This window comes from Niallia sp. M35, assembly GCF_050971705.1.
GTDB lineage: Bacteria > Bacillota > Bacilli > Bacillales > Cytobacillaceae > Niallia > Niallia circulans_A.
This window is the reverse complement of record NZ_JBPCEP010000007.1, coordinates 262,325-279,055: the sequence shown is the minus strand read 5'-3', so window position 1 is coordinate 279,055 and position 16,731 is coordinate 262,325. Positions and strand designations below refer to the sequence as shown.

Annotated in this window: 14 protein-coding genes; 4 read left to right on the top strand and 10 right to left on the bottom strand. The window is 35.0% G+C overall.

Annotation, left to right across the window (positions count from 1 at the left end):
- Positions 1-10: 10 nt before the first annotated feature.
- From NiCM35_RS11850 to NiCM35_RS11835, 4 genes are all read right to left on the bottom strand, one after another.
- Positions 11-1,003 carry a FecCD family ABC transporter permease gene (locus NiCM35_RS11850; RefSeq protein ID WP_123260907.1) on the bottom strand — a complete coding sequence of 331 codons (993 nt, stop codon included), beginning with the start codon at positions 1,001-1,003 and terminating at the stop codon, positions 11-13.
- Positions 1,004-1,028: 25 nt separating this feature from the next.
- Positions 1,029-2,051 carry a FecCD family ABC transporter permease gene (locus NiCM35_RS11845; protein ID WP_095330131.1) on the bottom strand — a complete coding sequence of 341 codons (1,023 nt, stop codon included), beginning with the start codon at positions 2,049-2,051 and terminating at the stop codon, positions 1,029-1,031.
- A 90-nt stretch (positions 2,052-2,141) separates the two neighbouring features.
- Complete coding sequence (locus NiCM35_RS11840) at positions 2,142-3,098, bottom strand: iron-hydroxamate ABC transporter substrate-binding protein (protein ID WP_123259078.1); 957 nt, start codon at positions 3,096-3,098, stop codon at positions 2,142-2,144.
- 103 nt (positions 3,099-3,201) lie between these two features.
- On the bottom strand, positions 3,202-4,821 hold the full coding sequence (locus NiCM35_RS11835; protein ID WP_433779611.1) for an ABC transporter substrate-binding protein: 1,620 nt from the start codon (positions 4,819-4,821) through the stop codon (positions 3,202-3,204).
- A 127-nt stretch (positions 4,822-4,948) separates the two neighbouring features.
- Here NiCM35_RS11835 and NiCM35_RS11830 point away from each other — a divergent pair, with 127 nt between their 5' ends.
- Together NiCM35_RS11830 and NiCM35_RS11825 are read left to right on the top strand one after the other, a co-directional pair.
- The gene (locus NiCM35_RS11830) at positions 4,949-5,758 is read left to right on the top strand and encodes an alpha/beta hydrolase (protein ID WP_433779624.1); all 810 of its coding nucleotides are present in this window, start codon (positions 4,949-4,951) and stop codon (positions 5,756-5,758) included.
- 82 nt (positions 5,759-5,840) lie between these two features.
- Complete coding sequence (locus tag NiCM35_RS11825; protein ID WP_249879021.1) at positions 5,841-6,032, top strand: hypothetical protein; 192 nt, start codon at positions 5,841-5,843, stop codon at positions 6,030-6,032.
- 183 nt (positions 6,033-6,215) lie between these two features.
- On the opposite strand, the gene NiCM35_RS11820 is transcribed toward NiCM35_RS11825, so the two are convergent.
- The 6 genes from NiCM35_RS11820 to NiCM35_RS11795 all read right to left on the bottom strand — a co-directional run bounded on the left by NiCM35_RS11820 (position 6,216) and on the right by NiCM35_RS11795 (position 14,108).
- The gene (locus NiCM35_RS11820; protein ID WP_163188169.1) at positions 6,216-8,228 is read right to left on the bottom strand and encodes an ABC transporter ATP-binding protein; all 2,013 of its coding nucleotides are present in this window, start codon (positions 8,226-8,228) and stop codon (positions 6,216-6,218) included.
- Complete coding sequence (locus NiCM35_RS11815) at positions 8,225-9,985, bottom strand: ABC transporter ATP-binding protein (RefSeq protein WP_095330137.1); 1,761 nt, start codon at positions 9,983-9,985, stop codon at positions 8,225-8,227. The genes NiCM35_RS11820 and NiCM35_RS11815 overlap by 4 nt, the downstream gene beginning before the upstream one ends.
- Before the next feature lie 420 nt (positions 9,986-10,405).
- Complete coding sequence (locus tag NiCM35_RS11810) at positions 10,406-11,695, bottom strand: MFS transporter (RefSeq protein ID WP_095330138.1); 1,290 nt, start codon at positions 11,693-11,695, stop codon at positions 10,406-10,408.
- Positions 11,696-11,805: 110 nt separating this feature from the next.
- Positions 11,806-12,009, bottom strand: coding sequence for a hypothetical protein (locus NiCM35_RS11805; protein WP_433779608.1), 204 nt, complete (start codon positions 12,007-12,009; stop codon positions 11,806-11,808).
- A gap of 109 nt (positions 12,010-12,118) precedes the next feature.
- Complete coding sequence (locus tag NiCM35_RS11800) at positions 12,119-12,571, bottom strand: helix-turn-helix transcriptional regulator (RefSeq protein WP_095330140.1); 453 nt, start codon at positions 12,569-12,571, stop codon at positions 12,119-12,121.
- Positions 12,572-12,809: 238 nt separating this feature from the next.
- Positions 12,810-14,108 (bottom strand): methyl-accepting chemotaxis protein, encoded by a 1,299-nt coding sequence (locus tag NiCM35_RS11795; RefSeq protein ID WP_164463781.1) that lies wholly within the window; start codon positions 14,106-14,108, stop codon positions 12,810-12,812.
- Between the two features lie 311 nt (positions 14,109-14,419).
- On the opposite strand from NiCM35_RS11795, the gene NiCM35_RS11790 reads away from it, so the two are divergent.
- Positions 14,420-14,968 (top strand): GNAT family N-acetyltransferase, encoded by a 549-nt coding sequence (locus NiCM35_RS11790; protein WP_249879025.1) that lies wholly within the window; start codon positions 14,420-14,422, stop codon positions 14,966-14,968.
- 307 nt (positions 14,969-15,275) lie between these two features.
- The gene (locus tag NiCM35_RS11785) at positions 15,276-16,607 is read left to right on the top strand and encodes a hemolysin family protein (protein ID WP_433779606.1); all 1,332 of its coding nucleotides are present in this window, start codon (positions 15,276-15,278) and stop codon (positions 16,605-16,607) included.
- Positions 16,608-16,731 lie beyond the last annotated feature (124 nt).

Genomic DNA, 16,731 nt, shown 5'->3' with positions numbered 1-16,731 from the left:
TTCTCAACCTCTACACTTTAGCTTTTACTAATAAATAAACAAAATAGGGTGCACCAATAATACTTAAAATAATTCCCGCTGAAATTTCTGCAGGTGCGACAATTGTTCTGCCGATTAAATCTGCTATTAACATGAAGAAACTGCCAATTAACCCACAAACTATCAAGGAATTTCGATTTTTTAATCCAACTAGCAGTCTTGCCATATGTGGTGACATTAGTCCAATAAAACCAATGCTTCCTGAAACAGACACACATGCTCCAATCATGCCAACAGCACATAATAGCAAGAGCCATTTTTCTTTTTCCACTTTTACTCCTAAACCAATCATTACTGTTTCTTGCAATTGAAATAAATCAAGCGAGTACGCCTTTCGAATAATAAATGGAATGATTAGTAAAAACCATGGTAGCATTGCAAGAATAAATAGCCAATTGGCATTATAAATACTTCCAGTCAGCCATACTGTCGCCATTTCAAAATCCTGTGCTTTCATTTTTAAGGACATATACATGGCCAAAGAACCAAATCCAGAATTTATGGCTATTCCAGTTAAAATAAGTTTTTGCGAGTCCAGTCTTTCTCTATCTTTTGCTAATAAAAAAATAACAAATGCAGCAATAAATCCACCAACTAAGCCAATAAGCGGCATACTTAACACAAACCATAAGCTATCCTTATTAAGATTAAGCACTCCTTGAAAGAAAAACATATAGGCAACAATCGCAGCCCCGGCTCCACTGTTAATTCCTAATATTCCAGGATCCGCAAGACCATTTTTCGTTATACTCTGCAGGATAGAACCTGCAATCCCCAATCCGAAGCCAACAAAAATGGCCAAAATAATTCTGGGCAGACGGAACTCAAATATAACTAGATCCGTATTAGCATCAGGATGATAACGAAAAATACTCCTTCCTATCTCTTGAAAAGAAAGAATATATTCTCCTTTGGATAAACTAATGAACATGACGATGAGACATAAAGCAATTAATACATACATCGATAGATAGGTTCTTTTTCTTTCTTTATCCACGTTGAGTATTCCCTCCTCCCTTTGTCTTTATTAAATACAAGTAGAAAGGGACACCTAAGAAGGCTGTTACTATGCCAATTGGCGATTCAAAAGGGTAATTAATGAATCGACTGAGAGTATCACATATGACGAGAAATATGGCCCCTATAATTCCAGAGCATGGAATTATTTTTCGATAGTCAACCCCAACCATCATTCTTGTAATATGGGGAATAATTAAACCGACGAATCCTATTTTGCCCGCTAGCGAAACAGAGATCCCCGTCATCATCACAACAGATGCCATCGTTAAAAGCTGAATAATGAATGTTTTCTGACCAAGTGATGTAGCAATTTCTTTTCCTAACGATAAAATAGCAATTGATTTGGAAAGCGATAATGCCAAAACAATTCCAATAATGGCTAATGGAAAGCAAATAAGCAATAGATCATTATTAAGCTGGTGCAAGCGGGCATTATACCAGAAGCTCATATTTTGAGATACTTGAAAATAGGAGGCAATGGCAGAAGATAAACTGCTTAAAAAAGATCCAAAAACGGTGCCTATAATGGCAAGTCTTAAAGGAGAAAAACCATTCTTCACAATGGAAGCTAAACCTAAAACTAAGAAAACACCTAAAGCAGATCCGATAAAAGAAAAAGCTACCATTTGAAAGGAATTTAGTCCTGGAACAAATACAAAAGCAAGTGTTATCATAAATGCAGCACCATCCGAAACTCCCATTATGGATGGCGATGCTAAATAATTCCTTGTCATTCCCTGCATCATAGCTCCGGACATTGCCAAAAGGCCGCCTATTAATAAAGTTCCTACTGCTCTAGGAAGTCTGGCTGTCCGGATAATGGTATGCTCCACATTTTCTGCATCAAAATAAAAAAAGGCATCAAAGACTTCCTTTAATGAAATATTCATTGTCCCTAACGAAATAGATAAAAGAATAACTGCAATACATAAAAAAGGCGCACTATATATAATCGCATATGCTCTTACTTTCTCTTTATCCAAATTTGACATCACCTGATCGAATGAACCTCCTTTCAAAAAAAGACCCCCACCAAGATGGAGAAATGAGGTGGGGATAATTCCGTTTCCTTGTTCGCTCTCTTATTTAAATAAATCGGCAAAAGCTTTAAGAAAAGTTGTTTTACTCCATGCAGTTCCCCCAGCTGCCAATGGATCGACTACATTTTCATACACTTGATTATTTTTAACAGCATCGAGGCTTTTCCAAATAGAATTATTCTCTAAATCAGCTAATGCTGTTGGACTATCGGTGTTTTCTGTTTCCTCAAACTGAATAAATAAGTAATCTGGATTCATTTCCGCTAATTTCTCTAATGAAATCATTTCCTGTGCTTTTGCTTTTTTTACTTCTTCAGGAACCTCTAAACCAAGGTCTGCATATAGAACAGGGTTAAAATATACCGTTTCAGGATAAATATATAAGCTGCCCCCTCTTAATCTCAGCATAACAACTTTTTTTCCTGCCAGCTTATCGTGAATGCTTTCTTTTGTCTCTGTAACGTTTTTTTCATAATCCGCAATGATTGTTTCTGCCTTTTTTGTTTCATTTGTCAATTGCCCTAGTAATAATAAATTATCTTTCCAGTTTGTTGAAATGTGAGAAACAGGAATCATTGGTGCGACTTTATTTAAGTTATCCGCCACTTCTGGTTGAAATTTACTTGTGCCCAGAATAACATCTGGTTTTAGCTGCAAGAGCTTTTCTACACTTGGCTGCATTTTTTCGCCAATTTGCTCTGCTTCCGACATCGAGTCGCCTAGATAAGCAGGGAATTTTCCAGCTGTTGCAATGGCACCTGCTGGTTTAATACCCAGCATCGCTGCATCTTCCATCGCTTCTTGGCTTGCTGTTACAATTGTCTCTACTTTAGCTGGAATTTCATATTTTTCCCCTAAATAGGTAACCTCTTGAGTCGTACTTTGTCCGTCCCCTTTACTATCTTTTATCGATGAAGATGTATTTTTTTCTCCCTTTTGACTACAAGCTGTTAATAATAAAAAAGCCGCTAGGAAAATAAAAAATAAATTCTTTTTCATATACTCTCTTTCCTTTCTCTATATAATCCTAATTGAGATTGATAACCTTTATCAATTAGAATTATACTGAAAAAAGCTCCGATTATAACATGGATAATTTCCGCTAATATGCTTGTACTTTTTCCTTCTCTATCATCAGCTCTCGGAGATTATCAAGAACTCGTAAGTGGGAGCTTGCAGAATACTCATTCCATGGATCTGAATGGATAAAAGCAACTTTCTTATTTTTAACTGCTGCTATACGATTCCATTCTGTTGAGCATTTCAGTTTGTCCCAAGCGCTAATTGTCTCCATATCCTGGCGAATATTAACAAATAAATAAGTTGGATTTAAGCTTACCAAGTCAGAAAGTGTAATGGCTTCGCTTAATTGAATATCTTCTTCAGGTTGTGCTGACGTAAATCCTAAATCTTTATACACGAGATCAATAGCTGTTCTAGAACGATTGAGGACTAATGTATTTTTAAATAGGCTAACTACTAAAACAGCTTCGCTCTCTAATGATTCCTTCCATAACTTTCTTGTTTCCTTTACTTTATCTTCATATCTTTTTAAATAGTTTTCTGCGTCTATTTCGCAATTAATATAGGTTGCTATTTCTAGCAATTGGCTTTTCCAACTGCTATTTTTGAATGAATAATAATAGACTGGTGCTATTTTTTCGAGTTCCTGCTTCTCTTCAGCTGATATGTCATCCTTCGCGATTATTTTATCTGGTTTCTCTGCAGACAGTTTTTGTATGTTGTTTTCCCATTCTGAATGAATCTTGTAGGTATTTAAATGAATAGGAATATCATCTCGAAAATGCTGATAATAATAACTGGTCCATTTAGGATGCAGTGGAGCTGCGTAGGGAATTATCTGAAGTGCAAGTAAATGACCTGTTGTTGAAAAATCATAAGAAGCAATCTTCACCTCTCGCTTCTTCCTATAATTCGTTGGGGGAATCCCGACGATTTTTTTGAACACTCTACTTAGATAAAATTCATCAGCATAACCAACACTTGCTGCAATCACTCGTAAACTATTGGATGTTTTGATGAGTAATTCTTTTGCCCTGCGAATACGGATTTCTGTTAAAAAATCTTGTACACCTATTCCATACTCTTTTTTAAAAAGCTGGGAGTAGTATTTAGGGCTTACCCCTGCTCTTTTTGCTAATAAAGCGGTAGAAATGGTATCAGCATAATGCTTCTCCATATATCTTTTGGTTTCTTCTATCGCAATCATTGTATTTTTCGGAATTTTTTGCGGTTGATTGGTCACAAAATAATGGAAAATCAGCGAGCGTTTTGCCTTTTTTAAAAAATGATTATTTATTGATTCGTCTTGTTCTAATTTGAACAGGTCCTCCATCATAGGCTGAATTGTGTCAGCTGACTGAAAAACAAATGATTTCATGATACTGTTCTCATTCTTTAGCGCTACTTTTGTATATGTATCCCTATTTATAGCTTTCGTCTGATACAATTGAAATGGCAGCAAATAATAGTCTACACAGCAAGTATTTTTAAATTGAAGATGATAGGTGCTTTCCGCTGGAATAAATAATAGATCCCCTTTACTGAAAAGAAACTTATCGATATCAATCGATAACATCCCTTCACCACTATTAATATAAATAAATAGATAACTAGTCGATAAAACTCGCTCTATCTTCTTGGCATATAATCGTTCTATACGGCCATAGTTTATTTCGATACTCTCCCAGTTATAAATCATCTCATTTTCCTCTCTTGTTATTTTCGTAATTTATATGTACAATATATTCACCTAATTAATATTGATAATCATTATCACTTATTTTACCAAATTATTGCATAGAAAGAAATAGGTGGCGATATCCTTGATGAAATGGAAAGAAAGCTTTTATATTCCCAATACAGAAATTTGGACATATTCTATTGATGAGACAAAAAAATATAAAATCTTTGTCTATATCCCAAATATCCCCGTTCCTGAAGATGGATTTCCTGTCCTCTATCTTTTGGACGGCAACGCTAATTTTGGTAGTTATGTAGAAGCGGTACGCTTGCAGACTAGAACACGTGAAAAAACTGGATTACATTCTGCTGTTATCATTGGTATAGGCTATGATACTGCTGAGCCTTATAGTGAGGAAAGATATTTCGACTTTACCTTTCATGCAGACCAGACACAGCTTCCTAAAAATCCAACTGGCTCACAATGGCCGCCTCTTGGTGGCGGCAAACAATTTCTTTCCTTTATCGAACAGAAATTAAAGCCATTAGTAGAGCAGAACATTCCGATAAACACAAAAAAGCAAATGATTGCTGGTCATTCACTCGGAGGACTTTTTGTTCTTTTTACACTCTTCACGGCCCCTTCTTCGTTTCAATATTATCTGGCAAGCAGCCCATCCATCCATTGGAACGAAGAGCAGCTGTTAAAAGAACTAGACTTTTTTCCAAAAAGACTAAACCCTCTAGACACAAATAAATTGCTGCTTACCGTTGGAGAAAAAGAAAAATCACATTTTACACAAATGCATCAAAAGGCAATTACTGTCTCTGAGAAATTGCAGAATTATCATTCTCCTTCCTTCCAGCATATTTTTCATGAATTTAAGGAAGAAGACCATCTTACTGTATTACTGCCATTAATCAATAAAACGATACGTTTTATAAATGATAAATGAATTTTACTAAAAACAGGTTTTAAAGCAATCAGGTGGGCTAATCCCTTTTTTGGAGGTTAAATCGGATAGATGAGATGGAGGCATGGTTATTATCAAAATAAAAATGGACTTAAATGTGGAAGAAGTTGAATGCGCAGAAGGGACAGACTTTATGCCTATTAAAACAAACAAAATGTCTATTAATGGAGCAAATAAAATTTATACATTTTGTTTAGACTGTGGGGTATTCGATTCAATCCTTCTTGATAATACAACAATGTTTAAAAAGAAATAGAAACATCAAAAACGTTGAATACTAAGTGAAGGGAGTCTTCCCTTCACTAAAAAACTGGCACTATCATTTGGAAAATAATAGACTAAGTTAAGGTAGACTGCAAAAAAACACCTGAGGCTTGCCATATAAAACTAATTCGGCAAATCTCGGGTGTTCCTATTTCTCCATAAAGATAAACTTTTCCTAGCTTACTAAACTTTCCCCTTGCTGCAACTGATACATCTGATAATATTTGCCCTTTCTTGCCATTAATTCATCATGGTTGCCTTTTTCTACTATCTCTCCATGATCAAGGACAAGTATTTGATCCGCATTGCGAATCGTTGATAAACGATGGGCTATAATAAAAGTCGTTCTGCCTTCTTTTAGGACTTCCATTGCATGTTGAATTATTTGTTCTGTTTCTGTATCAATACTGCTTGTTGCTTCGTCTAGAATTAGGATTGCTGGATCAAAGGCCAGAGCTCTTGCAAAGGAAATCAGCTGTCTTTGTCCACTAGATAAAGTACTTCCCTTTTCTATCACTGGCTCATCATATCCCTTTTCTAAATGCTTTAACACTCTATCTGCGCCAACATCCTTCAATGCTTTCTCCACAGTTTCTCGTGAAATAGAAGGATCATTTAAGGTGACATTGGACGCGATGGTTCCTGTAAATAGAAAAGGATCTTGGAGAACAATTCCCATATATTTACGAAGATCTTGCTTTGAAAAAGACATAATATCTTTTCCATCTATCTTAATCTTTCCTGATTGAATATCATAAAAACGGAATAAAAGGTTCATAATCGAGCTTTTTCCTGATCCCGTATGACCAACTAAAGCGACTGTTTCACCTTGCTTTGCTTCAAAAGAAATATTTTTTAACACATAGTCGTTATCTTTATAGGCAAAGTTAACTTGATCAAAGGTGACATTTCCTTTATATCTTTCTAACGTAACATCTTCCACATCTATTCCATCTTCATCCAATAATTCAAATACTCGTTCCCCTGCAACAAGTGCTTGTTCTAAATTGGCCAATTGATTGACAATTCCTTGTACTGGCTGGAATAGTCGGTTTATATAATCAACAAAGGCATAGAGCATTCCGAGAGAAAGTGCAGCTGTTACTGATAAAGACTGACCAGCAACATACCAGATGAATATAACAAATACGATGTTTCGTAACACGTTCACTAAGTTATGGGAAGTAAGACTGTTTAACCGCAGCATCTTATTTTGATAGCGAAAATGCTCGTTATTTAAATTCTCAAATTCTTTTCTCGTTTGTTTTTCTTTGCTAAATGCCTGAATGATATGCATCCCTTGAATAGATTCATTAACCATTCCATTAATATCACTAATTTTCGCTCGAATAACATGATTGTACCGGGAAGCAAATTTGCGATATCCGATCATCCATATATATAAAATCGGCAGTAAAATTAAACATATTGCCGCAAGCGGAGGATTTAAGATAAATAATGCAATATAAATTCCAATAATATTAATTCCACTAGAGAAGAAGTTAGATAGGACTGTTACATATAGTTCCCTAATTGCTTCTGTATCGTTTGTTACTCTAGCAACTACTTTGCCTGCAGGAAGATTATCGAAATATTTGATAGGCAGCCGCTGAATTTGGGCAAATACATCCTCGCGCATTTTCTGAATAATTCGGTTGGCTGATTTTTGTAATAAATAGTGCTGGCCATATTGGAAAATGGCAGAAATAATGACTAATCCAAAATAAAAAGATAACAGCTTTAAAATAGGTGTAATTTCGGGTTTATAGAAATCAAATACTTCCGCATTTGATAACAGCGTGGCAGGATATGTTTTTGCATCTGTCCCTTTCCTTATAGTCAATGTTCCGTCATGAAACTCGCGACTTCCATCAAATGAAATCTTCCCTTCCACAAAAAGAAATTGTCTTCCCACTTGGAGGATTCTTACTTCTGCAAGCTTTTCTTTATCGGAATCAAGATATTCTGCTTTTTTGTAGAAATTCCCCTTATATTTTACTGCCTCTTTTGTTGGTTCTGTTTGATACCATTGTGATTCAATCCCTGTTATATGATCATCAATTACCTTTTTTGCAACAAATGGACCAGCCAGATCGGCGATAACAGCAATTGTCAGCATGATTAACGCAGCAATAATAATCCCTTTGAATTTTAATGCATATTGAAATAATCGTTTACCAGTAGTCATGCTTTCACCTCCACTTCATCTGCATCCACTTTTGTCTGTTGCGTTATATATTGTTCCTTATACCAGCCATTTTGTTTCATTAACTCCTCATGTGTTCCATGTTCTGCAATATGGCCATCTTCCATCACAATGATATGATCGGCATGCTGAACAGCAGTCATTCGATGAGTCGAAATAATCGTTGTTTTTGCTTGTCGTTCTTGCTTTATATTCGTGATAATTTTTTGTTCTGTTTTTGCATCTACCGCTGATAAAGAATCATCTAAGATGAGAATTTCCGGTTTACGGATAAGTGCTCTCGCAATCGATATCCGTTGCTTTTGTCCCCCTGACAAAGCTACTCCTTTTTCCCCTACAAGTGTTTCTAACCCCTCTGGAAGCATTTCGATATCCTGATCAAAAGAGGCAAGACGAATTGCTTCTTCTAATTCTCCTTCCACAGCACCTTCTTTTCCAAATAAGATATTTTCTCTCACTGTTTTTGAAAAAAGGACATGATCTTGGGGAACATAACCAATCCATCCTCTTAATGTATGCAAATCAATGGAATCAATGCTATTCCCATTAATCACCAGCTTCCCTTCTCCTTTCGGATATTCGCGAAGCAGCTGTTTAATCATTGTCGTCTTTCCACTACCTGTTTTCCCAACAATCCCAACTGTTTCTCCTCTTCTTATGGTCAAATAGATGTCACGGAGATTCTCTTGTTTAGACGATGGATATTGAAATTGCACATCTTGAAATTGAATAATTTCAGGAACTTCTTCTTTCTTTCCATTCTCCGGATTCCTTACATCTGCCTTGTAACTTAATGTTTCCTGGACCCGATCTAAAGAAGCATTGCCTCGCTGCATAATATTCATTAATTCACCAACAGCAAACATTGGCCAAACAATCATTCCTAAATATACATTGAAGGTAACAAGCTGCCCAATTGTCAACTGCTGTTGAAACACTAAGTAAGCACCATACCCGAGTCCAATTAGATAGCTTAAACCAACAAGAATTCGCACAGTTGGATCAAATAAGGAATCTATTTTAGCCACATGTAAATTCTTCTTATAGACATCTTCTGTAAAATGATGAAATTGTTTTTGTTCTTCTTTTTCCAATACATAAGCGCGGATTACTCGAACTCCTGAAATAGACTGAAGAACACTATCATTCATATCACCGAATGCGTCCTGGGCTTCCATAAAGCGTTTATGGATTCTTTCCCCATATATTTGCATGATAATGGCCATAATAGGCAGTGGAAGAATTGCTGCCAATGTTAATTTCCAGCTTACGGTAATCACCATTGTAATTAAAATCGTCAGCATAAAAATCGTAGAATCGACCAATGTCAAAATTCCAAATCCTGCTGTAACGGAAACAGCCTTTAAATCATTGGTCGCTCTGGCCATTAGGTCGCCTGTTTTATTTTTTTCAAAAAAAGTTGGCGTCATCTTAAATAGATGATTCATAAATTTACTTCTTAACTTCAATTCTAAAATATTGGCTCCACCAAATAGCTTATACATCCAAAAATAAGTGATAATATACGTACTTATGGTGATCCCTGCTACCCCAAGTATATAGACCAATGTCTTATTACTCGTTAATGATCCAATTGTTAGTTCATCAATAAACATCCCGAGGATTCTTGGCGGTAACACTTCTATAAACCCTACAAAAATTAAAAGAATAATAGCTATTGTATAACTCTTCCAATGTTCTTTAAAAAACCATTTTAATTTAAAAAATATCGAAAACATTCGCTCATCCCCTGTCTCTCTTCATCTGCAACTAGCCACTTTCTAAGTCCTTTAATGCCTTTCTTGCTTCTTTGATCATAACAATCATTACCTTCTCCTCCTTTATTTTTTGAAAACAAATGTCCATCACCTAATTAAGCATTTTTCCACAAAAAAAGAGACAGACCGCAACCATGCGATCTATCTCTTTTATGACAGAAAACTACACAGGCTACCTATAGTGGCAACCATCTACATCCGCATTAAAATGATCGAAAAGAAAGCAGAAGGTTACCGACATATGAAGTTATAAATACATCATGTCTATTTAGTCTTCTCATCGGTAACTCCTCCTTTCTCTACATTTATTTTCCAATATAATTGAGATTAACATGTAGGTTTTATAATGTCAATTGCCATTATTCCGAAAATTAAAGATTTTTAATAATTTAGTTGAACTTCTTCTTTTCCAGCTATTGCGTCTTTTGCCTCCTTTTCTTTTGCCAATTTAGGTAATACTAGGCTGTAATAAAAACCGACTACAAGGAAGCAAGCACCGACAAACCAGTATATTATTTCAATAGAAAACCATTGAGGATAACCAATAGAGATAAGTCCTAATGTAATAGACTGTGACAGCATCATTAACGGGGTTATCCACCCTTGAACTCTTCCCATCATCTTCGGCTCAATAATCGTCGGCATCCAGCCTCCTATTGCAATATTAATCAGCGGAAGCCCCAGCGCTAAGAAGAAACAGATGGTTAAGAAGACTAAGATATTCGGTGAATAAGATGCCAAAATAGTCATTATGGCAATATAAAATGCGCCCGTGATAATCAACTTATACAATTTAACCTTCTGTGCAAGAAGAGAGGAAAGGAAACTTCCAATCATAACCCCTGCTCCAAAGACAATTCCAAAATAAATCGATACTTGTTCGTAATTATCAGGTGCTAGTTTATATTTCAAAATAAAGACCTGCATGACGCTAAATCCACCATTGACCACTCCAAAGGCAATAAATCCATATATTAATGCCATCAATAACTTATTAGTCAAAATGTATTTTAAGCCAATCATAAAGTCACTCCATATAAAGCGAATATTTAATTCCTTTAAAGTATGACTGCCATTAGGTTTTCGAACAGTTTCATCCAGCTTCATTGATTTAATAAGCAATCCACTAATCGTTAAGGTTGCTACATCCACTAAGATTGCACCATATATGCCTAGTGTCCAATAGACAAATATTCCAATCGCATTACCAAATAACATGAAGATACTATTCACTAATTGATTTAACCCTGCAGCTGTTGTAAAATCATCTTTTTTTAATACGCCTTGAAGAATACCTTGTTCCGCTGGAAAAAAGAATTTTTGAACGGCACTTCTTAAAAACAACATCATAAAAATAAGTGGCATCCAGCCAATAAGAACAGCTCCTAGCACACATAGTGACAATGCAGCTGCGATCATCTCACAATAATAGGCAATCTTTTGGCGGTCCATTCGGTCTGCTACAACTCCGACTAAAAAAAACACAGCTAAAGTTGGCAAAGAAAACATTAATTCAGTCACTGTTGCATAAGCAGGCTGCTCAGAAAACCGATCGAGAATATAAAACATAAAAGCCGTTAAACCAATAACACTGCCCATCTGAGAAGTGACATTGGCAATAAAAAGTCTAGTAAAGCTCGCATTTTTGAATATTTCTGCAAATTTCTTCATCTATTATCCCTCATCCTTTAGTTGATGAGTTCATTTTAGCTTTCTTCCATTGAATTAAGAACATACATCCGATGGTTTCTTCGTCGGTCTGCAGACGGAAAGAAATTCCATTATAAAGGCTGATGCCCCTCCTTTTCACTTGTGTAAGGAACTTTATCTGCAAGGCGGGAGGCTGCGCTTCTCTGTTCCCATTTTTCTTTGTTCTGCTTTCTTTCGGTAACAGAGACCGGTCCTCTTTTCCCTTTTTTTCTTTGCTTCTCTTTCTTTCGGGCATAGAGAATGCTTCTGTACCCCTTCGCAAGCAAAACTGGCACGGAGATATCTCTTTTTCTCCAAAACAAATAGGCTGTCCCTAAATTAGCCTTGAATTGGTAAGGTATTCAAGATTAATTTAAAAACAGCCTATATCTCAATTCACTGTGCTTATTCCCCTAAAAGTTCCTTAAAACGATCTTTTGATTCTTTTTCATCAAAGCTAGAAAAAATCCGGAAATGATCTTCATCAATAATACGAAAATGCTGACTAATGATATTCTGCTGCAGAATAAACCCGTTCTTTTTTTCTACTTCTCTCCACCATACTTTTCCGCCCAATGTTTTCTCTTTTCGGTAATCCATTCCATCACGAGCAACGGTCTCCAACACCTCTAAAGGTTCATTACCAAATAAGAAGCGAACTGTTTCGGTTTCTCTAAAGAGTGCGCAAACTGCTACTACAGTCGACCAGCCAGCATATAGCCTACCTTTCTCAATTTGCACTAACGTCTTTTTTGATAAGCCAATGACCTCTGCCATTTTATCTTGGGTATATCCCGCTTCTGTGCGTATTAATCTCATCTTTTCTGATACACTCTCAATAATTTCTTCTCTAGTCAAAGTTTCTTCATTCCCTTATTAGTTATGTGTAATTTTACACCATATCTATTATATTATAAGCTTCCTTTATACAAATTTCAATTTAAAACTATTTGTTATTTAAAATTAATTTTTATTCCCCTATTTTATTTGACTAAATATTTGCTTTACTTCCTAAAAAAGGAACTAGTGAATAAAAAGGATAAATAACCATAAAAAAAGCCTATGTTCTCCATAGAAAACAAGGCTTTCCTATTTATTATTTTGCTAGATTGTATTTCGTCAGTGAATCCTTTAATTCCTCGTTACTGCTCTTCATTATTTCTGCTGTTTTTGCGACATTTCCAATAGCAGAAGTTTGTTCATCTGTACTAGAAGCAATTTGTTCCACTGCTGCCGCAACTGACTCTGATACTTCTGATACTTTTGCAATAGAGCTAGAAATATGATTATTTTGCTCTACAACTCGGTTTAACTCTACTGTCATTTCTTTCACTGCTTCAATACTATTAATTACAGCTCTAGCAATCGCTGTAAATTCTTTTTCCGTATCCTTTACGGCAACATCTAATTCAGCGGTTTGATTGGTTGTTTCATAAATGGACATAACCGTGCTTTCCATTTCTTTCTCGATATTTTGAATCATATCTTGAATTTGTTTAGTAGCCGAATTGGTCTCTTCAGCTAAATTACGCACTTCATTGGCAACAACCGAGAAACCTTTTCCATGCTCACCTGCTCTAGCAGCTTCAATACTAGCATTTAAAGCAAGCAAGTTTGTTTGTTCTGCTATTCTATTAATAGTTGAAGTAATTTTAGAGATATCTAAGACCTTTTGATATAATCCACTAATTCCAATACTTACCTCATTCGTTGATTTGCTAGCATTTTCATTACAAATTTTTAAAGTATTAATGGTCTTTTGTCCATTATGTGATGCTTCTTGAGCATTTTCAGTTGCTTTCTTAATGATTTGATTTTTCCCTTCCATATTGTCGATGGAATTGGTTAAGCTATCTATTTCTCTTTTCACTTCTTCTAATTCGGAAGCCTGGCTAACAGCGCCCTCAGCAATTTCAGCCATTGCTCTACCAATTTCTTCGGCACTTGCCAATGTTTCTTCAGCAATTACAGATACATCACTTGCTTGACTTATTCCTGTTTCATTTACATTTTTCAAGCTTGAAACAAGAAAGGAAAACTTTTCTTGCAATTGGCTAATAGAACGATTCAGCTGGCCAATTTCATCTTTCGAAGTATCTTTGAATTCAACAGATAAATCACCATGTGCCAACCTATGTACCTTGTCATTAAGACGGGATAAGGCTTTTAATTTCCCCATCATTAACACATTAAAAACAAGTGCGCTTAATATAGTAAGAATAATTACTGCAGCTACTATGATTAAATAATCACTATAAGTGAAGGAAAACAAGCCTTGCAAGTTTTCGTTTTTAGCAATAAAAAATCCGCTAAAAGCACTAATACATGTAGTTATAAGGATAAGCATATTAAATCCAATAAGCGATTTTACTTTAAAACTATCTTTCTTTTTCATTTGAAACATCCTCTCTTCCGCCGTCCATAATAAGGGGCCATTTCCTTAGCAACACTTTTAGATATTCTTAAAACGCTTTCACATATAATAACTTAGTTTTTTCTCTATGTCTTTAATATCGGTAATTTTTACCCATTTTTAAGCCTTTATTTGTAATTTTTTTATAAATATTTTTACAGAAATAAAATTAGTAAAATGCCTAATTTTTAGTGGATTCATGTAAGAATCGGAAAGTTTGCGAGCCAAATTCTTTTCTACGCATAAAATACAACGATATCTCCTTCTTAGAAAATTAGAAAGGATGACCAATGTTGTTTAATATATTTGTAGATCAACAGATTAGATTACGTTTATTAGAGCGGACGGATTCTCATGAACTATTTCAATTAGTGAATAAAAATAGAAATTATTTAAGAAAATGGCTTCCATGGGTGGATCAAATAACTTCTCCTTATCAATATCAAACCATCATTCCCATTTGGCAACAACTTTTCACAGAGCAAACAGAACTAAATGCAGGTATTTTTTTTAATGGTAAATTAGTAGGTATGGTCACATTACAACAAATTGATTGGGCAAGTCGCAAAGCTAGCATCGGCTATTTTTTAGCTGAAGATGCACAAGGGCATGGCATTATGACAAAATGTGTTGTCGCTATCTTAAATTATGCGTTTTATTATTTAAAGCTAAACAGAATCGAAATACAATGCGGGGTAAAAAATGGCAAAAGCCAAGCAATTCCTGAGAAGCTTTCCTTTAAAAAAGAAGGAATAATCAGAGATGGCGAATTTCTTTATGACCATTTCCATGATCTTTATTCCTATAGCATGCTAGCCAGAGAATGGGCAGCCAAATATTAGATTTCTATTCCACATATACATGTGGATAAAGAAATTTTTATCTGCAGGACGTATTTCTCCTCTTACTGGAAGTTTATTGCACTTAACTATCTTTACGGGCAAGTTTTACTAACACACATTTTCTATTTTAAGCCGTTTTATTGCCCGTTAAGAGTGGAATACTAACAAAGAATCGCTTGAATCCTCTTCCTCTCTTTATCTTCCAAGATTTTATTTTATAAAAGAAAAGGTATAATATAAGAAAATAGAAGCTTTAGGATATAAAAAAATTGTAAACTAATACTTCTTTGACAACAAAAGAATGGTGATGAACGAAATTATGATTGGAATGCAACTACTATTAATTGTCATACTAACTGCTTTTTCAGCTTTTTTTGTAGCAACAGAATTCTCTATTGTTCGTGTGCGACCTGCAAGGATTGAACAGCTTGTAGAAGAAGGACATAAAAATGCGCGTACTGTAAAAAAAATCATTGAGAATATTGATGCCTATCTTTCGGCTTGCCAATTAGGAATTACTATTACTTCTTTAGGATTAGGCTGGTTGGGACAACCTACTATTTTAAAATTGATTCAACCTTTAATGAATGAGTTGGCTATACCAGCTGCTTTATCACAAGGTTTAGCCTTTGTTTTATCTTTTTCTATTATTACATATATTAATGTAGTGATTGGAGAGCTCTTTCCGAAGTCTGTTGCTATTATCCTTACAGAGAAGGTCTCTTTATTAGTGAGTAAACCATTAATCTGGTTTTATAACATTATGTATCCTTTTATATGGATTCTTAATAAATCATCAAGACAAGTGGCGAAGTTATGGGGAATTACCAATCCTACAACCAATAGTGACGCCTTGTCAGAAGAAGAACTGCAGATTGTACTAAAGGAAAGTTACAATAATGGGGAAATTAGTTTATCTGAATACAACTATGTTAATCGTATTTTTGCTTTTGATAACCGGCTAGCAAATGAAATTATGATTCCAAGAACAGAAATGGTTACTTTATCAGACCATTTATCCATTGATGAAGCAATAAATATCATTCAAAAAGAACGCTATACGAGGTATCCACTTACCAAAAATGATGATAAAGATAGCATTATTGGCTTTATCCATATTAAACAATTACTAACGGACTGGTTAAAAAATGAAGGTTATGAAAATAAATCATTATTGGACTATGCACAGCCGATTATTCATATAATCGAAACAACTCCAATTCAAGCTGTTTTCTTGAAGATGCAGAAGGAAAGAACATCTATTGCTATTCTTCATGATGAGTTTGGTGGAACAGCTGGTCTAATTTCCGCAGAAGATATCTTAGAAGAAATTGTTGGTGAGATTAGAGATGAATTTGATGAAGAGGAAACGCCTCTTATTCAAAAAATTAATGATCATCACTATATTCTTGATTCCAAGCTTCCCTTAACAGAGGTAAATAAGGTATTATCACTATCAATCGATCGAGAAGATATTCATACACTTGGTGGATGGATTTTATATCAAAATCCGAATTTAAAAAAAGGGGAAACAATCGAATACAATGGCTGCTTATTCAAGATTGATAAAATGATTCGACAGCATATTTTCACCTTTGATGTTCAAAAAATACCTGCTCACTTAACAGAAAAAAAATAAGCTTCTTGCCGTACGATGAGTCGTTTCTTGTGAAAGAGCGATTCATCGTACCACTTTTATTCCCTCCTCTTTTATACCTTAGGAAATAAATAGACAATTAACATGAAATTCCGCTTTTCTTATC